This window comes from Tunturibacter gelidoferens (assembly GCF_040358255.1).
Lineage (GTDB): Bacteria > Acidobacteriota > Terriglobia > Terriglobales > Acidobacteriaceae > Edaphobacter > Edaphobacter gelidiferens.
Genome location: NZ_CP132938.1, coordinates 4,315,107 through 4,341,054 on the forward strand (window position 1 = coordinate 4,315,107; position 25,948 = coordinate 4,341,054).

At 58.7% G+C, this 25,948-nt stretch carries 19 protein-coding genes and 1 pseudogene; 9 read left to right on the forward strand and 11 right to left on the reverse strand.

Annotated elements, in window-relative coordinates; all coding sequences use genetic code 11:
- The first annotated feature begins 50 nt into the window (after nucleotides 1-50).
- A complete protein-coding gene (locus RBB81_RS18745; protein ID WP_353071679.1) occupies nucleotides 51-986 on the forward strand; it encodes an NAD(P)H-binding protein in 936 nt (311 codons plus the stop codon).
- Nucleotides 987-1,098: 112 nt separating this feature from the next.
- Nucleotides 1,099-1,479: an HPF/RaiA family ribosome-associated protein gene (locus tag RBB81_RS18750; protein ID WP_353071680.1), complete on the forward strand. Its 381-nt coding sequence runs from the start codon at nucleotides 1,099-1,101 to the stop codon at nucleotides 1,477-1,479.
- A gap of 473 nt (nucleotides 1,480-1,952) precedes the next feature.
- On the opposite strand, the gene RBB81_RS18755 is transcribed toward RBB81_RS18750, so the two are convergent.
- Complete coding sequence (locus RBB81_RS18755) at nucleotides 1,953-2,129, reverse strand: hypothetical protein (protein WP_353071681.1); 177 nt, start codon at nucleotides 2,127-2,129, stop codon at nucleotides 1,953-1,955.
- Here RBB81_RS18755 and RBB81_RS18760 point away from each other — a divergent pair.
- Complete coding sequence (locus RBB81_RS18760) at nucleotides 2,122-3,309, forward strand: alginate lyase family protein (RefSeq protein ID WP_353071682.1); 1,188 nt, start codon at nucleotides 2,122-2,124, stop codon at nucleotides 3,307-3,309. The genes RBB81_RS18755 and RBB81_RS18760 overlap by 8 nt on opposite strands.
- On the opposite strand, the gene RBB81_RS18765 is transcribed toward RBB81_RS18760, so the two are convergent.
- The 4 genes from RBB81_RS18765 to RBB81_RS18780 form a co-directional block, all read right to left on the reverse strand.
- A complete protein-coding gene (locus tag RBB81_RS18765; protein WP_353071683.1) occupies nucleotides 3,245-3,901 on the reverse strand; it encodes a bifunctional 4-hydroxy-2-oxoglutarate aldolase/2-dehydro-3-deoxy-phosphogluconate aldolase in 657 nt (218 codons plus the stop codon). The two genes, RBB81_RS18760 and RBB81_RS18765, sit on opposite strands and share 65 nt — an antisense overlap.
- A gap of 20 nt (nucleotides 3,902-3,921) precedes the next feature.
- Complete coding sequence (locus RBB81_RS18770) at nucleotides 3,922-5,022, reverse strand: sugar kinase (protein WP_353071684.1); 1,101 nt, start codon at nucleotides 5,020-5,022, stop codon at nucleotides 3,922-3,924.
- Nucleotides 5,019-5,834, reverse strand: coding sequence for a 5-dehydro-4-deoxy-D-glucuronate isomerase (gene kduI, locus RBB81_RS18775; RefSeq protein ID WP_353071685.1), 816 nt, complete (start codon nucleotides 5,832-5,834; stop codon nucleotides 5,019-5,021). Before kduI ends, RBB81_RS18770 begins: the two co-directional genes overlap by 4 nt.
- Before the next feature lie 87 nt (nucleotides 5,835-5,921).
- Nucleotides 5,922-6,461, reverse strand: a complete 540-nt coding sequence (locus RBB81_RS18780; RefSeq protein WP_353071686.1) for a cupin domain-containing protein — start codon at nucleotides 6,459-6,461, stop codon at nucleotides 5,922-5,924.
- A gap of 104 nt (nucleotides 6,462-6,565) precedes the next feature.
- Here RBB81_RS18780 and RBB81_RS18785 point away from each other — a divergent pair, with 104 nt between their 5' ends.
- From RBB81_RS18785 to RBB81_RS18805, 5 genes and pseudogenes are all read left to right on the forward strand, one after another.
- Nucleotides 6,566-7,351 carry a glucose 1-dehydrogenase gene (locus tag RBB81_RS18785; RefSeq protein ID WP_353073953.1) on the forward strand — a complete coding sequence of 262 codons (786 nt, stop codon included), beginning with the start codon at nucleotides 6,566-6,568 and terminating at the stop codon, nucleotides 7,349-7,351.
- Between the two features lie 52 nt (nucleotides 7,352-7,403).
- Entirely contained in the window at nucleotides 7,404-7,601 is a 198-nt protein-coding gene (locus tag RBB81_RS18790; RefSeq protein ID WP_353071687.1) for a DUF1771 domain-containing protein, read from the forward strand.
- A gap of 124 nt (nucleotides 7,602-7,725) precedes the next feature.
- Nucleotides 7,726-8,690 (forward strand): annotated as a pseudogene (yiaK, locus tag RBB81_RS18795) (3-dehydro-L-gulonate 2-dehydrogenase).
- A 141-nt stretch (nucleotides 8,691-8,831) separates the two neighbouring features.
- On the forward strand, nucleotides 8,832-10,649 hold the full coding sequence (locus RBB81_RS18800) for an ABC transporter ATP-binding protein (RefSeq protein WP_353071688.1): 1,818 nt from the start codon (nucleotides 8,832-8,834) through the stop codon (nucleotides 10,647-10,649).
- Nucleotides 10,650-10,773: 124 nt separating this feature from the next.
- Nucleotides 10,774-15,273, forward strand: a complete 4,500-nt coding sequence (locus RBB81_RS18805; RefSeq protein ID WP_353071689.1) for a glucoamylase family protein — start codon at nucleotides 10,774-10,776, stop codon at nucleotides 15,271-15,273.
- A gap of 76 nt (nucleotides 15,274-15,349) precedes the next feature.
- On the opposite strand, the gene RBB81_RS18810 is transcribed toward RBB81_RS18805, so the two are convergent.
- The 3 genes from RBB81_RS18810 to RBB81_RS18820 all read right to left on the reverse strand — a co-directional run bounded on the left by RBB81_RS18810 (nucleotide 15,350) and on the right by RBB81_RS18820 (nucleotide 20,304).
- Entirely contained in the window at nucleotides 15,350-18,085 is a 2,736-nt protein-coding gene (locus RBB81_RS18810; RefSeq protein ID WP_353071690.1) for a TonB-dependent receptor, read from the reverse strand.
- Nucleotides 18,086-18,131: 46 nt separating this feature from the next.
- The gene (locus RBB81_RS18815) at nucleotides 18,132-18,449 is read right to left on the reverse strand and encodes a hypothetical protein (protein WP_353071691.1); all 318 of its coding nucleotides are present in this window, start codon (nucleotides 18,447-18,449) and stop codon (nucleotides 18,132-18,134) included.
- 148 nt (nucleotides 18,450-18,597) lie between these two features.
- Nucleotides 18,598-20,304 (reverse strand): 30S ribosomal protein S1, encoded by a 1,707-nt coding sequence (locus RBB81_RS18820; protein ID WP_353071692.1) that lies wholly within the window; start codon nucleotides 20,302-20,304, stop codon nucleotides 18,598-18,600.
- A gap of 129 nt (nucleotides 20,305-20,433) precedes the next feature.
- On the opposite strand from RBB81_RS18820, the gene RBB81_RS18825 reads away from it, so the two are divergent.
- Nucleotides 20,434-21,333 (forward strand): M23 family metallopeptidase, encoded by a 900-nt coding sequence (locus RBB81_RS18825; protein ID WP_353071693.1) that lies wholly within the window; start codon nucleotides 20,434-20,436, stop codon nucleotides 21,331-21,333.
- Nucleotides 21,334-21,900: 567 nt separating this feature from the next.
- On the opposite strand, the gene RBB81_RS18830 is transcribed toward RBB81_RS18825, so the two are convergent.
- The 3 genes from RBB81_RS18830 to RBB81_RS18840 form a co-directional block, all read right to left on the reverse strand.
- Complete coding sequence (locus RBB81_RS18830; RefSeq protein WP_353071694.1) at nucleotides 21,901-22,530, reverse strand: DUF4126 domain-containing protein; 630 nt, start codon at nucleotides 22,528-22,530, stop codon at nucleotides 21,901-21,903.
- A gap of 61 nt (nucleotides 22,531-22,591) precedes the next feature.
- Nucleotides 22,592-23,734: a dGTP triphosphohydrolase gene (gene dgt, locus RBB81_RS18835; protein WP_353071695.1), complete on the reverse strand. Its 1,143-nt coding sequence runs from the start codon at nucleotides 23,732-23,734 to the stop codon at nucleotides 22,592-22,594.
- 76 nt (nucleotides 23,735-23,810) lie between these two features.
- Nucleotides 23,811-25,904: a tetratricopeptide repeat protein gene (locus tag RBB81_RS18840; RefSeq protein ID WP_353071696.1), complete on the reverse strand. Its 2,094-nt coding sequence runs from the start codon at nucleotides 25,902-25,904 to the stop codon at nucleotides 23,811-23,813.
- Nucleotides 25,905-25,948: the final 44 nt, after the last annotated feature.

The following is a 25,948-nucleotide window of genomic DNA, read 5'->3' on the forward strand; positions in this document are numbered from 1 at the left end:
AATCGTTTTCTAAGAAACCTCACGACCACATGTCACGAAGGAGAAGAACAATGTCTGAACCTATCCTTGTCACGGGTGCGTCTGGCGGATCCCAGGGCTCCACAGGACGCCGAATAACAGCTCTTCTGCTCGAAAAGGGTATTCCGGTTCGTGCCTTCGTCCATAAGCTGGATGCAAGGTCCGATGCTCTCGCTGCACTCGGTGCGGAAGTTGTGCAAGGGGATCTGTTGGACCCAGACTCCGTCCGCGCTGCTCTCAAAGGAATAAAACGGGCTTACTTTACCTACCCCGTAACGGATGGGCTGCTGGAGGCTACAACCATCTTTGCTACGGCCGCACGCGAAGCGGAGACCGAGCTTGTCGTCAACAATTCGCAGCTCCAGGGCGCGCGCAAAGCACCGAGCTTTCGCAATATGCAACATGGACTGGCAGATCGCATCTTCGATTGGGCGGAGGTGGGAGCGGTTCATCTGAATGCGCCGCCGTACTTTGAAAACGTGCGCGCGCTGGTGAGAAAGAGTGTCGCCGAACAGAGCTCAGTGTTTCTGCCATGGGGCGACGGGAGCGCCACAATTTCGCTGGTAGGCGCAGAGGACGTGTCTCGTGTGGCGGCCACGCTGCTGGCTGATTCAGAGACGCCTTCCGCCAGTTCGTATGATCTGGTCGCTGCAACACCCACAGTGAAGCAGATATTCGACACACTGAGCGCCGTACTTCAGCGCCCGATACGGTATGTCAGCATCACGGATGAGCAGTGGACCGACGCCATGAGAGATCATATTAATTCTCACGCGCTCGATCATCTGTCCCATCTCTGGCGATACTTTCGATCGACCGAAGGACGAACTGAAGAGGCTCGCAAAGTTACCGATACAATTCGCACCGTCACGGGAAGCCGCGCGCAGACTCTGGAGGACTTCTTCAAAGTCAACGCAGCAGAATTCGGAAGTGTTCCTGAATTTCTCAGAGCAGCCCAAAACATCTAACAGCTCTCAAAAAGTTTTGCACAGCCTCGCAGCTAACCAGCCGAAATAGCCGGCCACTTCTCTCTTACCTGATGCGTCTAACCTCGCAGGCAAGAGAGAAGGAGTTTAACGAATGCAGATTCAGATCAGCAGCGATAAAAACATCTCCATGCACAACAAACTCTCCAACTTGATCGAATCAGATCTTCACCGCATCCTGAACCGATTTAAACACCAGCTCACTCGTGTTGAGGTCCATCTCAGCGACGAAAACGGAGACAAGGCCGGAGCGCAGGACAAACGCTGCCGCCTCGAAGTCCGTCACAAACATCACCAGGCACTCGCCGTCACCAACGACTCCTCAGACATCCCAACCGCCGTCACCGGCGCCGCCGCCAAGATGCAGCGACTCCTCGTAAGCACCTTCGGCCGCATCGAAGACAAAAACCGTGCCCTCACCACGAGAGCAAGCGGCCAGGGTCAAAACCTGGTCCTCAAACCCGAAGCCATCTAAGAAGACCTCCGCAGGGGGAGCCACCCCCTGCGGAACCGCCACGACTCGCCCCCGAAGACAAGTCGACTCGACCGAACCAACGGAATCCACCCCTACGTTCGAACCTTCCAGCCCAATCACAACCGTCGCATCCCTTCCCTCAAAGCGCCCCACTCAAAAACCTGTCAAGCCCTCAGACCTCACATCTCCTTGCCAGACAAGGACTTTCGCGTGGCGCATTAGTTTCCACCAACAAGCTAAAATAGAAGCAGGCCAGTAAAGAGCCCAGGACATAAGCCGGGGCTTTACACTGTGGCTATCACATTGATTCTAAGTATTTTGTGCACAAGTCTTTCTTTTGCAATATTTTGCAGACATTATCCCTCCGCAAACCCTTGATAAAAATAGACTTGCGTGCAGGATACCCCGGGGGGAGGGGGGACCCGCGACGCCTTCATCGCAAACCTCGTGGTACCCTTGCCGCCGAAGAGGCTTCAAACACCATGGCCGTCACCCGCCGCACCTTCTGCTCCCAAGCCGCCACCCTCCTCCTCTCCCCCAGCCTCCTCCGCGCCCAGACCCAAAGCACCCAGACCCAAAGCTCTCAGAACCCGAGCTCTCAGACCCAGCCCAAACCCACCGCCCGCCCCGACGTAGCCACCATTGACCACGACCGCATCCTCGCCCAGGCCAACCGCTACCTCACCCAGCCTCCCGTCCCCCTCACCACCCTCCCCCTCCCCCCGCAACCCCGGCACCCCAAACGACTTCTACTCCGAACCCGAAGACTACTTCCCCGACCCCGCCAACCCCAACGCGCCCTGGATCCAACACGCGGACGGCACCCCCAATCCTGACGCCTTCACCTCCCACCGCGACGCCCTGCTCAACCTCAGCCTCTACGTCCCCGCCCTCACCGCCGCCTACCTCCTCACCAGTGACCCACGCTACGCCCAGCAGGCCGCCGCCCACCTCCGAGCCTGGTTCATCACCCCCTCCACCAGCATGGCCCCCAGCCTCCAGTACACCCAGACCATCCCCCCCTCAAGAATCGGACGGCTCGAAGGCGTAGTCGAAGTGGTCCATCTCGCCGAGGTCGTCCAATCCCTCCCTTTCCTCATCAACTCCGAGGCGCTCACCTCTGAAGAACTCACCGCCCTCACCAAGTGGTTCACCGACTACTTCGACTGGCTCAACACCTCACGCCTCGCCGGCCTCGCCCGGGACAACAAGAGCCACCACGGAACCTCCTGGCTCCTTCAAGCCTCCGCCATCGCTCGCCTCACCGAGCTAACCGACGACCGCCCCCTTACCACCCTCCGCCACCAGTACAAGACCTCCACCCTCCGCGCCCAGATCGTCGCCGACGGCACCTTCCCCCACGAACTCACCACCCCAAACCCTTACCGCAACACTCTCTTCAACCTGGACATGCTCACCGCCATCTGCCTCCTCCTCTCCACCCGCTTCGAGAGCGTCTGGGAGTATGAGCTACAAGACGGCCCCGGCATGCACACCGTCATCGCCCGCCTCTACCCCTACCTCGTCAACCGTGGCACATGGCCCTACCGTGCTGACGCAGCCTACTTCACGGCCCTCCCCATCCGGCCGCCCAGCCTCCTCTTCGCCGCCCGCGCCTACGACCGCCCCGAGTACGCCGCCCTCTGGAAGACGCTGTCCCCCGACCCGCCCAACATGGAGCTGCAGCGCACCTTCCCCATCCGCCAGCCCCTCCTCTGGGTCACCCGCCCAAAGCCCTGGCTACCCACCGACACCCCCCAACAAACTAAGCCTTCTGCTTCAAACGAAACGCCCGCACAATCTCCAGATACTTCCGCGCAATCTCGGTGATCACCTCTGGCCTTCCATCCGCAATCATCTTCGCCGACACCAGATCCGAGCCCACACCAAGCGCAAACGCACCAGCCTCCAGAAACTCCGCAGCCGTCCCCAACATCACGCCGCCCGTAGGAATCATCTCGATATGTGGCAATGGCCCCTTGAGCGAAGTAAGATACTTCGGTCCACCCATCGCACCCGCCGGAAACACCTTCACCACATCCGCCCCCGCTTGCCACGCAGTCACAATCTCAGTCGGAGTCAGCGCTCCCGGCAGCACCGCCACCGAATACCGATGACACATCTCGATCGTCGCCACATTCAACGCCGGACTCACCACAAACTGTGCCCCCTCCAGGATGCACATCCGCGCCGTCTCCGCATCCAGCACCGTCCCCGCCCCAATCAGGATCTCCGGCCGCTGCTCCGCCAACCGACGCATCACCTCGATCGCCCCCGGCACCGTCATCGTCACCTCAAGCACCGTCACCCCACCCGCGGCAATCGCATCAGCCAGCGCCATCGCCTGGTCGACCGAATCCGCCCGCAGCACCGGCACCAGCCCAATCTCCCGCAACTCCCGCAGTACCGCAGTCTTCTCCATAAATCTCCTTGATCTCAACTCTACCGCTGCACTCCAGCCGCCCCACCCGCCATCAACCGCTCCACCTCACTCAGCGTCGCCATCGAACTGTCTCCTGGAGTCGTCATCGCCAGAGCCCCATGCGCCACTCCGCAATCGAGAGCCCACTGCATTCCCTTCGCATCCAACAACCCGTAAATCAAACCTGCAGCAAAGGAATCCCCACCCCCGACACGGTCGAATACCTCAAGATCATCGAACCGAATACTCTCGTAAACTCTTCCCTCGGCATAACCAAAAGCCGCCCAGTCATTCCGGTTCGCGGTCTTTGGCCTCCGCGTAGTTGTCGCAATCACCTTGATATTCCTAAACTCGCCGCGCACCCGCGCCGCCATCTCTCCATAGCTCTCATAGCTATGCCACGGCGCGCCTTGGGAAGATTCACCAAGCACCGCCGCCAAATCTCCCTCATGCCCAAACATCACATCAACAAACGGAGCAAGCATCCGGTTCACATCGCTCGCCCCCTGCCGCTCACCGGCATTCTTCCACAGCGAAGGCCGATAGTTACAGTCATACGACACAACCACCCCATGCCCCTTCGCCGCCACCATCGCCTCTCGAGCAACCGCCGGAGCCTCCGCCGACAACGCACACATCACGCCACCCGTATGAAACCAACGCACGCCTTCTCCGCCAAAGATCGCATCCCAATCCACCTGTCCAACCTTCATCTGTGAGATCGGCGTATGTCCCCGATCCATCATCCCCATCGCACCACGCAATCCAAATCCACGCTCCAAAAAGTAGATCCCATTGCGCGCCTCTCGCCCAACCCCGTCATACTCCATCCAGCGGAGATGTGACAGATCGACGCCGCCCTGCAGCATCAGATCCTCCAGCAGTCGGCCCACCGGATTATCCGCAAGCGCCGTCACAATCGACGTCCGTTGCCCAAAGCATCGACGCAACCCCCGAGCCACGTTGTACTCGCCGCCACCCTCCCACACGCGAAAGTTTCGCGCTCCCGCAATCCGCTCTTCGCCCGGATCAAATCGCAGCATCACCTCACCGAGACTCAACAGGTCCCATCTGCATTCACTCGCTATACGAATCGTCAAACCGGCCGAGGTATCACTCATCTCAGATCCGCGATCGCGACCGCGTCCATATCGTCATAAGCCTGATTCTCTCCACCCATTCCCCAACAGAACGCATAGTTCTTTGTCCCAACCCCCGCATGAACCGACCACCCCGGCGACACCACCACTTCCTTATCCGCCACCACCAAGTGACTCGTAGCGTCCGGCGGCCCCATCAAATGCAGTACCCGGTGCGCAGGATCCACATCGAAATAAAAATACACCTCACTCCGTCTCATATGCGTATGCGGAGGCATAGTATTCCAGTTACTCCCCGACTCCAACAACGTAAAACCCATCACTAACTGGCAACTCTTGATCCCGTCCCTATAAATAGTCTTATAAATAGTTCGCTTGTTACAAGTCTCCGCAGCTCCTAGCTGCGTCCCCTGAAGATCAGCGAACTTCACCATCACAGTCGGATACTCCGTATGAGCCGGGTAACTCAATAAATAAAAATAAGCCGGATCATTCACACTCTTACTGGAAAAAGTAACTACCCTACTTCCTCGACCTACATACAAACAGTCCAGCTTACCCATCTCGAAGCTTTTTCCATCTACCACCACCGAACCCGCTCCCCCTACATTCAAAACTCCAAGCTCACGACGCTCAAGAAAATACTCTGCCCGCAACTCCGGTTCCGCCTCAAGTCGCAGTGCCTCGCCGGCAGGAACCGCCGAACCAATCACGGTCCGGTCCAAATCCACATAAGCAAATTCGATCTCTCCAACTTCGAATAGTCCCTCCAGCAGAAAGGTCTCCCGCAACTCCTCGGTGTTCATCAACCCATAGCGCACCGCGTCTGCCATCTGACAAAGCCGCATTCCCTATCCCCCATCCCAATCGAATTCAATAAAATATAAGAGCCTCGGCCCGACTCCACACGCCGAACCTGACTATTTCGCCGCGACACTTCCTTCTACCGCTGGCTTCTGCACTTTGATGACGAAGATAGTAATCGTCTGTCCCGGAGCTTCAATCGCCTGATGCGGTGTCCCCGCCGTAATGTGAAGAATATCTCCCTTATGCAGCGAATGGGCCGTTGCACCCTCCAAGCGCACCCCCCGAGTCTCTCCATTCTCCCCTTCCTTCGGATCGACCACGGTGCCGCCAGTCAGTTCCGTCCCCTCGCCATCTACAACAATCAGAAAGTCCGAAAAGTTTGCATGCACCTCGGCGCCACCGCTTTTCGCCCGTGCCGTAATCATCGTGTAATGCCCCGGATACTTCGCCAGCGTCGCGCCAGAGCTTCCACTGGCGCTCGCCTTCGCCCTCTCCAGCTGTTCCGCCCCCTGGGCCGCGACATCCTTCGGTGTCAACAGATCTACCAGCCCGATCTGCGCCTGCGTGGTAGCCCCTGGCGTCACCGCCTGCGACCACCCCAACGACGCTCCGCTCATCAACACCACCGCCACCCAGTTCCTCATGGACCGCATATAGTTCTCTCCTCGAACAATCACCCAACCATACGAAACCATCCCCTTCCCGTCAACATCCACATCAGTTGTCTCGCCGAGACCCTCCGCGTACATTGACCATAATGCCAATCACCTCAGCAAACATCTTCGAAAGCTTCCGCCTCGACAACAAAGTAGCACTCGTTACCGGCTCGGCCAGCGGGCTCGGCGCAGCCATCGCCATCGCACTCTCGCAAGCGGGGGCCGCGGTCGCGTGCCACGGCAATCGCCGCGCCGCCACCGAGACCGCCGAAGCCATAGGCAAAAATGCCGCAGCCTTTCGCGCCAATCTCTCCTCCACCAACGGTGCCGAAGATCTCTTCACCCAAGTCAAAGAAAGATTTGGCCGCGTCGACATCCTGATCAACAACGCCGGAACCATTCTCCGAGCCGCTGCTGAAGAGGTCACCCTTGAAGATTGGCAGCAAGTCCTGCAGGTCAATCTCACGAGCGTCTTTCAACTCTCCCAGCTCGCGGCTCGCGACATGATCTCGCGCGGCGGCCTTGGCACAAGCTGCGGCAAAATCGTCAATATCGCCTCCCTCCTGAGCTTTCAGGGAGGCATTCGCGTACCCGCCTACGCCGCCAGCAAAGGCGGAGTCGCCCAGCTCACCAAGGCGCTCGCCAACGAGTGGGCTCCCAAAGGCATTCAGGTCAACGCCATCGCACCCGGCTACTTCGCCACCACCAATACCGAGGCCCTTCAGGCCGACGAAGCCCGCAACCGCCAGATCCTCGAGCGCATCCCCGCCGCCCGCTGGGGCCAACCCGAAGACATCGCCGGCGCCGCCCTCTACCTCAGCTCTCCCGCCAGCAACTACGTCACCGGCACTGTTCTCACCGTCGACGGCGGCTGGATGGGCAGATAACACCTACTCCACCCTGACGCGAACACGCATCCAACAAAGCAAGGAGCACATAATGCCGCAAAGCCCGCACGACCGCGCCGCCGAATATCACAACAAAGCAGCCCACGCCCACCAGGCCGCAGCAACTGCGCACGGCAAAGGCGATCACCTTACCGCCCACGAGCTCTCCAAACAAGCCCACGAGCACTCTACCAAAGCCTTCGAGCACTCGAAGGAGACAGTCGACCAGGCCCCAGCCAACAAGAACTAAGCGTCTGATGCGCCGCCAAATCCGCGGCCAACTCTTATCGACGGAAGACAAATTAGACAAGCTCTAAACTAGAGCCATGCTTCGAGTCCCGTTCGACGAACTCCACGCGGCCCTCCGCCGCGCCATGCAGCAACTCGGCCTCACCGAAGACCGCGCTGCCCTGTGTGCCCGTCTCTTCGCTGAAACCACACGCGACGGCGTATATACCCACGGCCTCAATCGATTTCCCCGCTTCGTTGAAACCATCCGCAACGGCAGTATCGACATCCACGCCGAACCCACCAAAACCACCGGCATCGGAGCCATCGAGCGCTGGGAAGGCCATCGCGGCGTGGGCAATCTAAACGCCCAAGCTTCCATGCAGCGAGCCATCACCCTCGCAAAACAACACGGCATAGGCGCAGTAGCCCTCGCCAACACCAACCACTGGATGCGCGGCGGAACCTACGGCTGGCAGGCCGCCGAGCAAGGCCTCTTCGCCCTCTGCTGGACCAATACCCTCGCCAACCTCCCCGCCTGGGGAGCCACCACACCACCCTCGGCAACAACCCGTTCGTCATCGCAGTTCCTCGCCCCGGCGGTCACGTCGTTCTCGACATGGCAATGTCGCAGTTCTCCTACGGCACACTAGCCGCCTACAGCAAACGCGGACAACCGCTTCCCGTCGACGGTGGTTTCGACACTGCGGGCAATCTCACCCGCGACGGCGCAGCCATAGAGTCATCGCAACGCGCCCTCCCCGTCGGCTACTGGAAGGGCTCTGGACTCTCCCTCGTCCTCGATATGCTCGCCGCGATGCTCTCCGGCGGTCTAGCCACCCATCAGATTCCCCGCGACCCCCTCCGCGAGTCCGGCCTCTCCCAGATCTTCCTCGCCATCGACCCCACCACCATCGCCGATCCGCAAGAGCTCTCCCAAATCGCCGACGCCATCCTCGACTCGCTCCATCAGGCAACCCCAGCCGACCCCGGCAAACCCATCCGTTACCCCGGCCAACAGACCCTGCAACTCCGCGAAGAGAACCTACGCCTCGGCGTCCCGGTCGATCCCGAAATCTGGCATCAGCTAAACCCCTTCCAACTCTCCTGATCCCCCAGGCGAACGACCTCCACGTCAATCACTTGCCCCATTACATATCCAACACCTGATAGCTTTACTGCATCCATTAAACGAAGCCCAACTTCTATGTGACTCTTCCTTTCTCTTTTGCAGTCTCACTTTAGGAGCGATTTGAAAGACCTTGTGAATGCTGAGAGTCCATGGCGTGATCGGATCAGCGCCCTTCGAAATATGCCGGCCGTCCTGCGCATCCTCTGGGAGTCAGGCCGTGCCGTCGTCACCTGGGGGCTCTTCCTTCGTCTCATCGTCGCTACTCTTCCGTTTGGTATCGCGAAGATCGCCGCATACATCCTGAATGACATCGCAGAGGTCATCCGCGGCCACGCCCTTGCCCCCAACTTCTGGAAGCTCGTCATCGCCGAGGTCGTCCTCAACGTCTCCCTCGGCCTCATCACCCGCGCCATCGATTACTCCGACTCGCTCCTTGCCAACCGCTACACCCAGTACGTCAGCGTTCGAGTCATGGAGCAGGCCGCGCGTCTCGATCTCACCACCTACGAAGATCCCGTCTTCTACGATCGCCTCGAACGCGCCCGTGTGCAGGCCACAGATCGCCTTGCGATGATCCAACAACTGGGCCGCCTGATCACGCAGATCATCACCACCTTGGCTTTTTCAGCTGCCTTGGCGCTGGCCTCCCCATGGCTCGTCCTCCTCCTGGCATTAGGCGTACTTCCCTCCTTCCTCGGCGAAACCCACTACGCTTTTCTCGGCTACGCCAAAAACTTCCGCCAGACTCCAGCCAAGCGCCAGATGGACTACCTTCGGCAAGTCGCCGGTAGCCGAGAGGGCGCCAAAGAAGTAAAGCTCTTCGGCCTGAACAAATTCTTCACAAACAGATTTCAGGCGCTCGCTGACCAGATCTACCTCGAAGACGTCACCCTCTCCCGATCCAAGCTCATCGTTGGCGGTCTGCTCGGTATCATAGGCACGCTTGGCTACTACGGAGCTTACGTCTACGTCATCTGGCGCACCCTGCACGGCGCCTACAACATCGGCCAGTTCGGATTCCTCACCACCGCCATTCAGCAAGCCAGCTCCAACCTCCAGCAGGTCTTCTCCACCGCATCCGGAATCGCAGACCAGGCCCTCTTCCTCACCGACCTCATCGCCTTCTTCGACATGAAGCCAACCGTCCTCTCCAACCCCGACGGCCTTCCCGCCCCAGCAAAAATTCAAAGCGGCTTCGAGTTCCGCAACGTCTCCTTCACCTATCCCGGCACCAACCGAACCGTCCTCAAGAACTTCAACCTCACCCTCTCCCCCGGAGAACGAATCGCGCTCATCGGCGAAAACGGCCAGGGAAAGACCACCGTCGTCAAACTGATCACGCGCCTCTACGATCCCACCGAAGGACAGATCCTGCTCGACGGCATCGACCTCCGCGAGTACAACCTCGAAGATCTGCACCGCAACATAGGAGTCATCTTCCAGGACTTCATGCGCTTCGAGATGACCGCGCGCGAAAACATCGCCGTAGGCCGCGTCGATCAGCCCTATCAGGACAGCGACATCGAGGTTGCCGCCCACAAAAGCCTCGCCGACACCGTAGTCGACAAGCTCGCCGGCGGATACGATCAGATGCTCGGCCGTCGCTTCGAAGGTGGCGTCGAACTCTCCGGCGGAGAGTGGCAGAAGATTGCCCTCGCCCGCGCCTACCTGCGCGACGCCCAGCTCCTCATCTTGGACGAGCCCACCGCCGCCCTCGACGCACGCAGCGAACTTGAAGTCTTCGAGCGCTTCGCCGAACTCACCCTCGGCAAGATGGCTCTACTGATCTCGCACCGCTTCTCCACCGTACGTATGGCCGACCGCATCGTCGTCCTCTCCGGCGGCCGGCTGATCGAAGAAGGCAACCACCAACAGCTCATAGACAAAAATGGACTCTATGCGAGCATGTTTGAGATGCAGGCCGCAAGCTACAGGTAACCTCGCTCCCGCATCTCATCCAGTCAGCACCAGCGGACACATCGCCACCAGCAGATAAGTCAGCACGAGCAGATAATCGCACTCAGCACCCGCCGCGGCGGGAGAACGGTTTGAGAAAGGCTCCATGGCACCGTCTTCAGAGAATCCGGTCACCGCAGAACACGCTCTGCCACCCACTGCTCCGGCCCTGGAGATGCCGACTGCGGGTCTTCCCGAAAAGCCCTCTGTCTCAGACGCAGAGCTGAGACAGCGCGCCGATGCCATGAGCCGCCAGTGGGAGATGGTGCCGGCCAGCACAAAATCGGACGGCCTCTCGAAGCGACTCGAAAGCCTCAAGCAGCGCCTTACCGAGGTCCTTCGCACCTGCAAAAAAACCGCTTCCATCCACGAACTCACCCCCGAACTCGAACTCCTCGAAAGCACCCGCATGCTGGAGTCCGCGCTCATCGCAGGAGACAACACCGCCGAAACCTTCGCCTCTCTTCCCCACGTGCGTGTCGACAAAGAAAGCGAGTTGCCACGAGCGATCAACCTCACCGAGGGATACCTCGTCGCAGCCCGCGGCATCTGGTCCGACGAGTCCCTCACCGTCTACGTCAACCAAGCCCAGCAGCGTGACGCGCTCCTGCTCGAAGAGATTACAGTCCTCCCCCAGGCCCTCAAGCTCGCACAGCTCGAATACATTCTGGACCGCGCCGAAGAGGCCTTCGCCGCAGGCCCGCTGCCACCTATCGAGCAATCTCCCTTCTCCGCCATCCTCCACAGCATGCGCAGGCTCAATCAGTTCGAGTGGCGCAACGTCCTCGAGCCCCTCATTGCCTTCGATTCCATTCTCCGCGAAGATCCCGCCTCCGTCTTCGCACGCATGGAGGACGAAACCCGCCACAACTACCACATGCGTGTAGCTGAACTGGCTCACTACGCCGACGCCAGCGAAGTCGAAACCGCGAAGATCGCCCTCAACCTGGCACGCGAAGCTGCAGCAGCCTCCGACCACGATCCTCGCCTCGCCCTCAGAACCAGGCACATCGGCTACTATCTCTTCGCCGAAGGCCTGCCCGCGCTGAGCCAACGCATCGGGTACCATCCCCCGCCCATCGAACAGATCCGCCGCTTTCTGCGCCGCTACAACGAAGACTTCTACATCCTCGGCATCTTCACGCTTTCTTGTCTTCTCATCGTAGCCATCATCGCTCCCCTGGTTCCGCACCACGCCTTCTGGCCCGTCATGGGAGCACTCCTGCTTGCTCTGCTCCCCGCAACCCAGGGCGGCGTAGACCTCATCAACAACACAATCACCGCACTCATGCACGCGGAGTCTCTCCCGAAGATCGACCTCTCCAAAGGCGTCCCCGACGACGCCATCACCCTCGTCGTCGTCCCCACTCTCCTGCTCAACGAGATCCAGGTCCGCGAACTCTTCGACGAACTTGAAGCCCGCTACCTCTCCAACCAGGATCCCAACATCCACTTCGGTCTCCTCACCGATCTTCCCGACACCAAGGCTCGCCCCCTCGACGAAGACTCCAACCCTCTCGCCAAACTCGCCGTCCAGTGCGTCGATCATCTCAACGAAAAATACCCGCGCACCAAAGGCGGAGCCTTCTTCCTCCTCCATCGCTACCGTGTCTTCAACTCCCGCCAGGGCGTCTGGATGGGATGGGAGCGAAAGCGCGGCAAGCTCCTCGACCTCAATAAATTCCTGCTGAACGAATTCGACAGTTTCCCCCTCAAGGCCGGTCCGCTCGACGCCCTTCATCACGTCCGTTACGTCATCACCCTCGACTCCGACACGCAGCTCCCACGCGGCACTGCTGCCCGCATGGTCGGAACCATGGCGCACCCGCTCAATCAGGCCATCGTCAACCCGCGCACTCGCATCGTCACCCAGGGCTACGGCATCCTCCAACCACGCGTCGGTGTCAGCGTCGCATCAGCATCGCGCTCCCGCCTCGCATCCCTCTACTCCGGCGAAACCGGCTTCGACATCTACACCCGCGCCGTCTCCGACGTGTACCAGGACCTCTTCGGGGAAGGCATCTTCGCCGGCAAGGGCATCTTCGAGGTCGCCATCCTCCACGAAGTCCTCGACCGCCGCTTCCCCCGCAACGCTCTCCTCTCGCACGACCTCATCGAAGGCTCCTACGCCCGCGCCGGCCTCGTCACCGACATCGAAATCATCGACGACTACCCCTCCCACTACTCTGCTCACACCCGTCGCAAGCATCGCTGGGTGCGCGGCGACTGGCAGATCGCACGCTGGCTCTTCGCCCACGTCCCCGACGAATCCGGCAAATCCGTTCCCAACCCCATCAACACCGTCTCGCGCTGGAAGATCTTCGACAACCTCCGCCGCAGCCTCGTCGAACCCGTCACCTTCCTGCTCTTCCTCCTCGGCTGGTTCATGCTCCCTGGCGGCGCACTCTACTGGACCATCGCCGGCTTAGTCCTCCTCCTCCTTCCAGTCCTCGTGCAACTCGGCTTCAACCTCGGCAGAGCCCTGCTGAAATTCAGCTTCGTCGGCGCACGCGAGGGCGTCTTCACCTTCGCCACCTCCTTCGGCTTCACGATGCTCAACCTCACCTTCCTACCCCACCACATGTTCCTCGCCATCGACGCCATCGTCCGCTCTCTCAGCCGCACGTTGGTATCAGGCAAACACATGCTCGAGTGGGAGACCGCCGCGCAAGCCGAATCCGGCAAATCCCGAACGCCCCTCGACATCTACCTCCAACTCTCCCCCGTCGCGGCCGTCCTCATAGCCCTCGCCCTCGCCTTCCACAACATCTGGTCTCTCGTAGCAGCCTCCCCAGTTCTTCTTCTCTGGACCATAGCGCCCCTCGTAGCCATCTGGCTGAACTCGCCGCCTCGTCGCGAGGAGGGCCCCCTCACCTCAGAAGACACCCACTTCCTGCAGCAGCAGGCGCTCCACATCTGGCGCTACTTTCACGACTTCGGCGACGAAAAAAATCACTGGCTCATCCCCGACAACGTCGAAGAACAAAACACTCTTCAGATCCGGAAGCTTTCGCCTACAAACCTCGGCATGCTCTTCAATGCTCGCCAGGCCGCGTACGAGTTCGGCTTCACCACACTCCCAGAGTTTGCCCAGGCTACATTGGGAACCCTCAACACTTACGACAGCCTTGAGAAACAACGCGGCCACATCTACAACTGGTACGACATCGAGACCCTCCGCCCCATCCCACCGCACATCGTCTCCGCAGTCGACAGTGGCAATCTCGCTGCCTCTCTCTACACCCTCCGCACCGGTGCCCTCGATCTTCTCAAGCGCCCACTACTCGCCCCAGAGACCTTCGCAGGCCTGAAACAAACACAGCAACCACCCGTCAAAACGACAATCACCCTCACGCCCGCAGAAACTCCTTCATCCGCCATCAGATCGCATCTTCGATCCATCGCCCAACAAACCAAACCCACAGACAACCCTCCGCCAAACCAGAGTCAGGACAGCAAACAATGGTTCGCCAACGAGATCTCAAGCCGTCTCGCGGCGTTGTCTCAATTCGCCGAACAGTACACTCCCTGGCTCCTTCCCCGCTTCGAATCGCTCTTTGTCCCACCTCAACTTGACGGCTCCGAACACAAAGCAATTCCGACGCTCCTCGACGCAGCCGAATACGTAACAGAATTGGAATCAAAACTTACCGGAACATCCCGCGACCTGCCAAAGGACTCCGCGCTCGCCACCGCAGCCGCCGAACTTTTGGCTCTCCTCCCCGCCACAAAGCAGCGTCTCGAACAGCTGAAATCCGACATCACGAAAATCGCCGCCGAGGCAGAGCGCCACGCCGACGCCATGGAGTACGGATTCCTCCTCGTCGAAGCCCGCCAACTCCTCTCCATCGGCTACGACGGCATCACCCACGAACTCTACTCCTCCTGCTACGATCTCCTGGCCTCAGAGGCCCGCATCGCATCCTTCATCGCCGTCGCCAAAGGCGACATCCCTCAGCAATCCTGGTTCCGCCTCGACCGCTCTCACGTCCTGGTCAACGGACGTGCCGCTCTCCTCTCCTGGACCGGAACCATGTTCGAGTACATGATGCCGTCACTATGGATGCGCACCTTCCCCGACACCCTCATCGCACGCTCTCTCGAATCCGCCGTTCGCATACAAAAAGATCACGTCCGCAGCATCCCATGGGGAATCTCCGAGTCAGGCTTCTCCAAAAAAGATCCGCAAGGCCGATACGGCTACCAGGCCTGGGGCATTCCAAAGCTCGCGCTGAAGTACGGAGCCGAAGACGGTCCTGTCATATCACCCTACTCCAGCTTCCTCGCCATGCCTCTTCTTCGCAAAGACTCCATTGCAAATCTTCGCCGCATGGCATCGATGGATTGGATGGGCGCCTACGGCTTCTACGAAGCGGCCGACTACACCCAGGGCAATCAACCTGAACTGGTTCGCTCCTGGATGGCCCATCATCAGGGCATGTGCCTGCTCGCCGTTACCAACCTGCTCAAGAACAACATCGTGCAGGAGTGGTTCCACGGCACGCCTCGCGTCCGCGCAGCAGAACTCCTCCTCCACGAAAAAGCCCTGAGCAAGGAAACCCTAAAGGATCTCGAAAAATTATCGAAGTCACAGGCATCCGAATAACAAGCCACATCGCGACAAAAAAAGATCGGCAGTGGATTCAATCCCACTGCCGATCTTCCTTTGTTGCATGCCTCCGTTAGAAGTGGAAGCCTACCTCCGCCGTCAAAGCGCGCGGCGTAACGTAGTGCGTACCGCTGAAGGTTGAAAGGAAGTTGTACAGCGCGACCTTGTTGGCGAGGTTAACAGCCGTCAGGCGGAGGCTCACCCGGTGTTTGTCACCGCCGAACAGATTGTCCTCACCGATTGAAGCGTCGAAGAGGCTGCGGGGTTTTACCCGCGAGGGGTTCTTATCGTCATTTTCAGTTCCTGGCGCTGGGATTGAGAGGAGGCTAGATGTAAGTTGCGTGGCGAGGCAAGGCGTCGGCAGCGGCGTTGTGGGCGTAGCTTTTACACCATTGCAGGAGAGTCCGGCTTCGAACTCCTGATCTGCGGTAAACCCGCTAAGATCGATTGCCGGCTGACCATTGAGAGTTGTCGAAACGCTCGCGCAGTGGCTGTTAGGGTCAGTGATGTTGTAGCAAGGGGTAGAAGCCGCGTTGAGGCCGCTATCGTATCTCCAGTTGAAGCCGACCCAAGGGCCTCGTTTGCCGGGAACCTGATATTGAACATGGGTCGTCTGGTTGAACTTCTCATCATGGTCGATGCGGAACGGATACCCGCTCTGTCCCACAGTGGCTCCCGCACCTGCGCTCTGAGGCGGGAAGAAACGTGCAGCGACCGAAGACATCGAGACGAAGGCAGAGAAGTTGTGATAGTTCGGGAGATCAGCATGGATCACAAAGCCCGGGATCTTCGAGTTGTGCCAGTCAATGGGGAAGAAAATGGGCGTGTTGCCGAGGATGGAGAAGTCGAAGGCGCTATGCGTGTACTTCCAGATGTAGTCGCCTCCGATGACGAAGTTCTTTCCGAAGCCCTGCTGGAATCCGGCATGAAACTCGTTCCGATATCCAGGCGTCACAACGTTTGATCCCCCCTGGCAGTTGAGCAGAGGAGCCAGAATATTACTCGCGCAACCTTGACTCGAAAGCACAAGATTTTCATTGAACGGTGACTCCAGCGTCCGAGCATAGGAGACACGAAGAACGGTTCCAGTCTGCTTCACGCTGTAGGATATGCCAAGACGAGGCTCCGCCTGCCGCGCAACAGCTAACCCGTTATACAAATCCCCGCGAATGCCGACGTTGAAGAGCCAGTTGCCCGCCTTGATCTGATCCTGGACGTAGAGCGCAAGCTCTTTGATGTCCGTATGACCGAAGTAGTTGAAGCTTGTGCCGCCGCGGGTAAGGTCGTAGGGAAGCAGGACCGGATTGAAGCTTCCCCCGACTGAGGGATCATTGGAAAAGGCACCCGCCGCCGCACACTGTCCGGGATCTGTAAAGCCGGGAAGAGGGTTGCCGCTGCCATCAACGCACGGCGAATTGAACGTGGAGTTGATCACGGCGATCGGATCTCTCTCCCGCAGAAAGGTCTGCTGATAAAGAGCACCGATCTTGATGTTGTTTCTACCGTACTGAACGGAGTAGTCGGACCGGACGCCGGCGTTCAGCAGGCTTCGGTTCTGGCTGATCGTCTGGCTCTGGATTGGACCAAGATCCGCAAAGGGGTTATTGCTCGGGTAGTAGTTGAAACCGTCTCTCCGAACGAAGCCGCCGAAGTTGAAGATCGCGTTCGAGCCGATCAGATGGGTGTAGAGCGGCGCGATGTCGAAGGTCTGAATCTTCGCGCGCTGATCGGTATTTCCTACGCTGCCAAACACAGGACTGCTGGTAGAGCCTCCACTGATCACATTCTGAACGTTCAGGTTGTCGAAGGTGTTCGGCGTCTGAAACCAGGAACGCGTGTAGTTGAAGTTGAGGTGTATCGAATCCTTCGGCGTGAAGCTGCGGTCGACGCGATCGAAGAAGTTGAGTTCGTTGCCCTTGTCGTGAAAGACGGCATACTCGGGGCCATCAAGAAAACGGCCGGTGTTCAGCCCGTCCACCTCAAAGAAGTTCCCCCAGTTCGCGCCGCCGTAGGAGAGATCGAAGCCCCCTGTCGCGGAGCCGAACGATCCATAGGAGGAGGTTACGCTTCCATGCGGAGTGGTCGAACCCTGGCCGGAGCGGGTAGTCACATTGATGATGAGGCTGGTCTTGCCACCGTATTCGGCGGTCGGGGCTCCAGGGATCGCCTCAATCGATTGGATCGCATTCGACGGGATCTGATTGGAGAACACTTTGCTCTGCTGATCGGTGATCGGCTGTCCGTCAATGGAAAACGAGTTCGAGGCGTGATCGCCAAGACCGTGGAAGAGGCCGTTGGAATCGGCCGCGACACCCGGCGAGGCTAGGGTCACGAGCGAGCTGAGTGAAGAAGACTGGCTCTCCAGCGGCAGCCTGTTGAACAAGTTCCGGTCCACATTGGTGTGTGCGAGCGGGTCATTGCTCACCAGGTCTTCCGCCTCAACGGTCACAGTGGTTGACGATCCCTCGACCTTCAGAGCGATTGTCATGGTCACAGGGATCGACGAAGTTATATGGGCATCCTGCGCAACAGAAGCGAACCCATTAGCAGTTGCCGTCAAGTGATACGAGTTTAAGGGGAGATTTGTAAATTGGAAGTGCCCGGCCGAATCGGTCGACGCCGAACGGGAATAACCGCTGATCGGATTTGAGATTGAAACGACCGCACCTGGGATCACGGCGCCGATAGGATCGGTTACGGTTCCACTGACGATCCCTGAGTTGGACTGCGCCAAGAGCGTCGAGACGGACGCGAGAATGGAAAAAAGAAAAACTAAAATATATACGGCACGACGTGAAGACGAGTGCATATCATGACCCCCTGAATTTTTCAGTTACGTGCTGGCAAACGCAAACCTACGAGAGATGAGCGTTGACAGGCGGCGGTCGGGTGAAGAGTGCAAACGTGAAAAAAGTCTTCGTCCGCGTCGTCGGATCAAAGACCTCTATCGCTGATACAACAGAAGCGACAAACAGCGTCACCGGCGGCTGAGCAACTTCTACAGCAACGTGAGCTGTAACGCAGAGCGCACAGTCCGCATGCGAGATGTCATCAACTGGGTGGGAGTGAACAGCCTGAATCGTTCCGGTCGCCAAAACCAGCAATACACAAAGCAGCGCGAGGAAGATCCTCCACGAGCCCTGCGTATTCGTCTTTGGCCTCAGGCTGAACACGATAAATCTAATATAGCGCAGTATCTTACGCGTAAAAGCGCCGCAAACCCGCGTCCAAACCATCTAAAACGCCACGAGGCACTGCACTTCATTGAAAACTAAGGACAATCGCGCATTTTCGCTACTGCGAATTTATTCTTGATAATCCTCAGACCAGCTGCACGCCGACCTTCTTCGCCTCGCGATCCAGCAGCGTTATCCGAAAGCTCCGAATCTGCCCCGCTCGAACCGGCTCCGCCTTCGTCTCGGCAGCGCTCGGTCCATTCTTCCACCGCGCCGCCAGCATCGAGCTGAACGACGACAGATCAACCCCTGCCGACTTCGTCTCTTCCTTCGCCGCAGCCTCTGCAACCAGCCGCGCCCTCGCGCGAATCCCCTCGCCCAGCTCCACCGTCCCCTGCTCCCCCAAAACCTCGATCAGCCGCCCCGTCACTACATCCCCTTCGTTGTGCTCAGCGATATACTCATCCAAACCCGTCGGCACAAGCTGCTTCATACTCAGCTTGATCTGCCTCTTCTCCATATCGAAATCGAGCAGCTTAGCCTTCACCACCTGCCCAACGCGCAGCACATCCTGTGGCCGTTCAATCCTCTTCTCCGCGCTGATCTCGCTGACGTGAATCATCCCCTCAACGCCCTCCGTCAGCTGCACAAACGCGCCGAACTTCGTAAAATTCGTAACCGGCCCCTCCACCTGCGAGCCCACCGAAAACTTCTCCGCAGCGTCCACCCACGGATCGCCCAGCGTCTGCTTCAACCCCAGCGACATCCGCCTCTCCGCCGCACTCACGCCAAGAATCATCACATCAACCACATCCCCCGGCTTCACCAAGTCCCCAGGCTTCCTCACCTTCTTCACCCACGACATCTCCGAGACATGCACCATCCCCTCAACGCCCGGCTCCAACTCCACAAACGCGCCAAAGTCCGTCACCCGCGTCACCGCGCCTCGCACCCTCTCACCCGCAACATACTTCCCCGCCACCGCATCCCACGGATGCGCCAACAACTGCTTCATCCCCAGCGAGATTCTCTTCCCCGCCGCCTCCACCTTCAACACCTTCGCATCAATCTGCTGTCCCACCGTCAAAACATCCGCCGGCTTCTCCACTCGCGCCCACGCAATATCGCTGATGTGCAGCAACCCATCCACTCCACCGATGTCCACAAACGCCCCATAGTCCGTCAGGCTGCGCACCGTCCCCGACACCACATCACCCTCGCTGATCTCGCCAAACCGCCGCTCCTTGGTCGAACGATCTTCCTCCTCCGCCACCGCCCGCCGATCGACAACCAGGTCCTCCTCCGCAACGTCCAGCTTGATAATCCTGCAGCGGATCTCCTGCCCCACCAGCTTCTCCATCTCCGCCGCATCACGCGCCCCACTTCGCGATCCAGGCATAAACGCCCTCACCCCCACATCCACCGTCAGGCCGCCCTTCACCACGCCCGTCACCGTCCCCACAATTACCGACTTATCCGCAAACGCCTGCTCCAGCGCGCTCCAGTCCTTCGGCTGCTCCACCCGCATCCGCGACAGCTCGTAGTACCCCTCTTCGTTGCGCCCCTTCACCGAAACCAGCACCTTGCCACCCGGCTCCACCGTCTCTCCCGAACTCTGGAACAGAGCCAGCGGCAACACCCCCTCCGTCTTGTAGCCAATATCGACGAACACCGAATCAGCCGACACCGCAACCACAGTCCCCGCTATCTGCTTTCCGCCATCGCCCGACCGCCGCGAGTGCGTCTGCTCATACTGCGAAAGAATCGCGTCGAACGACTCTGTGGACTCGGGGGATTCGGTAGATTCGAAAGACTCGAAAGATGTGGGCTCTTTAGCACTGGGGTTTGACATGAAAAGCTGAGGCCTCATTCCTACTGATTCTGGCTAGAATATCACCGCGAGAACCTCTCCGGCCCGCACCGCCCTCAGCAACAATTTGCCTCCCCACCAAACTGCTTTCTCCCATTACACTCACATCTCATGCTCCGCGCGTTCGAACGAATCCTTATCCTCACTGCCGCAACGCTCCTCTCCGTCGCGCCTCCAGCTCACTGCGCCTACAAGCTCGACAACTCTATCCAGGTCTCTCCCGCTCCCTTGATGAACGGATCGCCCTGCCTCATCACCGTCTCACTCCCAAACGAAGCGCTCTCCATAACCGGCGATTGGCAGACTCACCGCATCCTCTTCTTCTCCAACTCCGACCACCGCACATGGTTCGCGCTCGCCGGCGTCGATGTCGAGCTCGCCCCCGGCAGCTATCCCCTCACCCTCGAAGCCAATCTCAAAGACGGAACCCATCAGACACTCCACCAGCAACTGACCATCGAAACCGCGCCCTACCTCCAGGTGCCCCTCACCGTTCCTGACAAATTTGTCGAACCCACTCCCCACGCCCTCAAACAAATCGCCGCAGATCAGATCGTCAAAGAAAAAGCCTTCGCAAGCTCGTCCCCCACACGTCTATGGTCCGGCAACTTTCTTCCACCTCTCCCCCTCGCGCCCGAGTCTGACTCCTTCGGCAATCAACGTCTCTTCAACGGAAAAATAGCCAGCATTCATCATGGCCTCGACTACCACGCGAAGCTGCACACACCCGTAGCCGCAATCAACTCCGGCCGCGTCGTACTCGCTCGCCCGCTCTACTTCGAAGGCGGCTGCATCGTCATCGATCACGGCCTCGGACTCATGACCGTCTACATGCATCTCTCGAAGATCGAAGTCGCCGTCGGCCGCCGCGTCCGTCGCGGCCAGATCATCGCACTCAGTGGAGCCTCAGGCCGCGCCACCGGCCCCCACCTCCACCTCGGCGTCCGCTGGCAAGGAACCTACACCGACCCAGCCAAACTATTCGAACTCCAGATGCCCAGCCCCCACTAATTCTGTAGATCTCTCCGCGTTTAGTTTTGCGTTGCTGTTGTCTTTCCTGTTGCCTTGGTCTTTCTTGTTGCCTTTGCTGTTGCCTTTGCCTTTGCCTTTCTGGTTGTCATCCCCGAAGGGGATCTGCTGTTGTCCTTGTCTCTTGTTGTTTTTCCAAACCAACAATAAAAATCGTCATCTCGACCGAAGCCGTTCACGGTCTCATCGTGAACGGCGCAGTGGAGAGACCCCCGTATTTCGTTTTTCCTTCTCGTCAATTTCACAGCCGCCTAATGTCGCCCCGAACTCTCCCAAAAACCTGTCAAGCCCCCAAATGACATAAACCGCTAACAAGAAACAACTTACGCGTGGCGTATCAGTTAGACCCAAATCGCTATACTAGACATAGACAGAAAAGCCCCGGCCAGCCCTGGGGCTTTTTCGCGTCCACACCCATCGGGGCGTAACTCCTTTGATAAGACGAATTTGACCGCAACCCTTTTGCAATGAAGATTTTACAGAAGGCCAAAAACACAACTCGCTGAAAATAGACAGGTTAACGGGGGTAATGGGGGAGGGGGTACCCCCTCAGGGAAGCGGCTTCACCTGACTCCGGCTTTCTTCAAGATCGGTGCCAAACAACCGGCGCAACGGCTTCTGTATCGCCCGAAGCAGCGCTCGCGCGGCCAGAAGCGCAGCCGCCAGACAGATCAAAGCAGCCGAAGCCGCGATCACCGGATGATGCGTCGCAAACCACGTCAGCCCAACCGCCACCACATCTTCCGACGTGCTCAAAGCAATGTTCGACACCGGCTCCGGACTAGGCGTAACCGCAGCACGCAGCGCAGTCTTCGACCCATGCGCCGCCAACGCCACAGCAGCCCCAATCGCGGTCGCCAGCACCTGCATCTGCGGAGAAAGCTGCGAACTCGCGTGATACGCCACCAGCGCAGCAATAGGAATTCGAACCACCGTATGCAACGCGTTCCAGACCAGATCAAACGCCGGAATCTTATCGGCCACGAACTCGATCGCGAACATGATCCCGCACACCACCAGAACCCAGGTGTGCCCCAACGAATCCAGACCCGGAGGTAGCGCAACCCACTGCGTACGCGCCAGCAGCCCAAGCGTCAGCACCGTGGCATAGATATTCAGGCCGGCCGCAAAGCTGGCAGCAATCACAAGCGCCGTGATATTAGCCGGACTGAAGGTCATTTGGCTGAAAGTGTACCGCGCCTCGAAAGCAGCGGCTCACATTTATTAATCGCGCGGCATCCTACCGGCGAACAGCCCGCTTGATCTGCGCATACTGCAGCAGAATGAAGCTGTCCGTCATCCCGGCAATATAGTCGGCCACAACGCGAGCCAGACCCTGGTTCTCCACCGATTCGAAGTGGTTCACCGGCAACTCCTCCGGATCGTTGATCCAGTAGTCGAAGAGGACCGTGACGACCTCTTCCGCCTTGTCATGCTCATGTTCGAGCGCCGGACAGGTGTAAAGCGTGTCGTAAAGATACTGCTTCTCCTGCAGACGCTCCGCCTCAACCTCAGGCGAAAACAGCGCCAGCCGGCTGGAGTGCCTTCGCACATCGGCAAGCGACTGGGCGCCGATGGCCACCACGTTGCGTGCCGTATTCTCAATCAAATCGTCAGTAAGAACGTTCTGCATCAACTGCAACGCCTCATTGAACAGGAACTTCTCATCGACGCCAGCATGTTCTCTCTCAACGGTCTCGTAGCACCGAGCAACGATCTCCACATGCTCGCAGATATGGCCGATCTCAAGCAGCCCGGACTCGACTCCGTCATCAAGATCCGCCGTAAGATACGCAATCTCGTCCGCCAGATCAATCAACTGCGCCTCGAGAGGTGGCCGTTGATCCAGCAGCAAGCCTGTAAGATCCGGATGCTTCTCGATGCTGTAGTCCCGCGAGTGCTTGATGATCCCCTCGCGAACGCCAAGCGTGAGATTCAGCCCGCGATGCGCCGCATATCGCTGCTCGAAGTGATCCACGATACGCAGTGCATGAATGTTGTGGTCAAAGCCGCGGCCATGCCGCTTCAGGCACTGGTCCAACGCCCGCTCGCCCGCATGCCCAAATGGCGGATGACCGATGTCATGAACCAGCGCCAGCGTCTCAGCCAGATCTTCCTGCAGACCAAGCGCCGCAGCAGCCGCGCGAGCGATCTGTGCAACTTCAATCGTGTGCGTCAGACGACTCCGAAAGTGATCCGAAGCGCGACTGGTAAAGACCTGCGTCTTACCCGCGAGTCGCCGGAACGCGCGAGCCTGCACAATCCGCTCCCGGTCCCGCTGAAACGGCGTCCGCGAAGGCCGAAAGGGTGCAGGGTACACACGAGTCAGCAGCAGATCGTCCGGATCGGCAACGACCGCGCAGCGATGAAGATCGAGTGCCATAGTCAAATCTAGTGTAAACGGCGTGAGGCTCCTCAAGATTCGCTCGAGGAGCCTCACACCTTTTGCCGCTATGGATCTATTTGACGGAGACGGTGCCGACCTTCGCCAGCTTCACCCGCGCGTTTTCGAGCTTATGCTGGACCTTCGCAACATCCGCAGGATCGGCATCCGCGGGCAGCGAGCGAGCATATTCGGTCATCGACCGCTCCCACTGCACCACCGCCATCTTCAGGTTCCCAGTCTTCTCATAGACCTCGCCGAGATGATCATGCACCGTGGGGTCGGTATTGATTCGCTCATTTGCCTTGCGCAAATTTTCCTCTGCCAAAGCATATTGACCGGATTTGTAGTAAACCCAACCGAGCGAATCCAGAAACGCACCATTTTGCGGATCGAGCTCAACCGCCTTGCGGATCAGCGTCAGAGCTTCCGGAAGTCGAACGCCGCGATCGGCCAGCATGTAGCCAAGATAGTTGAGAACCGTGGCGTTCTGCGGATCGATCGCAAGAGCCTTGCGAAACTCTGCTTCGGCCAGATCATACTGTTTCTGCCGGTCGTAAAGCGCACCGCGCAGAAACGCCACATAGAGCTTCTCATCCGGCTTCGTCGCCAGTGCATCAGCGCTCGTCAGCTCAGCGGACGCCTCCTGGTAACGCTTCAGGCGAGTGTAAATCTGGGCCAAAGCCAGATGCGAATCACGCTCATCCGAAGTTCCCTTCGTCGCCGCCAACTGCGCATTCGCCAACGCGATACCCTCATCAACCGAACCTGTATCGGCAAGCTGACCGGCATACATCAATTGAATCCCGTGATCGTTCGGCATCAGCTTCGCGATCTCAGCGGCAGCCGCAGTAGCTTCCTTCCACTGATGAGCATCGCGATAGGCGTCGATCTGGCCTTGATAACCAGTCTTGACGTAATCCCCGCCAAGCGCAGCTATCTGCTTGTAAGCAGCAACAGCGTTTGCAGTCTTGTTCTCCTCGCGATAGATGATCGCCAGCCGATCGAGGAAGATCGAGCGATTGGCCTTCTCTCCATCCGTGTACTTTCCATCCGGATGCGAAGAGTCAGCCACCAGCTTGATCAGCACCCCGATCGCATCATCATAACGACCCAGCGAGTCATAGATAAGTGCCTCATTGTAAGTAAGCTCGAGCGAGTCAGGAGCCAGCGGCTTTGCCTTATCCAAGGTCTTCAGCGCTTCATCGTAATGCCCTTGTCTCCGCTCGATCTCGGAGATATGGATCTGCGACTGGGCGTCCTGCGGCTCAGCGGCGACAATCCCATTCAGCACCTTGAGCGCCTCATCAAGTTGCCCATCGCCAAGCAACGCATTGGCAAGACCGCGCTCTGTATCCAGATTATCGGGCTCAGCATCGAGAGCCCGATGATAGGCAGCGATTGCGTCCTTATTTCTCTTCAGCTGCTCATAGCTCGCACCTAACGCAAACTCGACGCGCGGCGAACGATCGTCGACCGGAATCGCGCTGAGCACATCGGCGGCACGCTTCGGATCTCCCTGCTCGCTATAGAGCCGCGCCATATTGAGCGCAACCTCCTCCGAATTTGCGTCAATGCCCTGCGCTGCTTTGAACTGAGCCTCAGCCTTCCCCGAGTCGTGATTCAGTCCATACAGCTGGCCCAACAAAAGATGCGTCTCTACGTCGTTCGGCTTCAGCTGAGCAAGCTTTTCGTACTCTGCAATCGCGAGTTGAAGCATCTGCCCCGACTGAGAGCTTTGCATATCTCCGAGCGAACGCAGATAGACCTTTCCCAGCAAGGTATGAGCTTCAATATCATCAGGATTCTTGGTCACCTGATCCTGCGCAGCGGTCACAGCCTCACGAATGCGGCCAATCTTGAAGTAAAGGTCGGCCAGACCATCCTGCAGAAGGCGCGAATTCGGGTCAGCATCCAAAGCCAGCTTGTATTGCTCCACCGCCTGGGTCGCATAATCCGATCGCCCCGCATTGACCGCCATATCTTCATAGAGCCGCGCCAACCCATAGTGGTAGTACGAAGACGCGCGATCAGTTTGAACCGAAGTTGCAACCAACCCCTTTGAAGCGGCTGGAGCCTGAGCGATCATCGTGTGCGCAGCAAAAAGAAGTGACGCAGCCGGAATCAGCCGGAGATGGCGAAGAGACGAGGCACGTAAAAGAAGTGTCATGATGTAGTTTCCTGTGCCGACGGAATGGAAGTCGATGCTGCTCG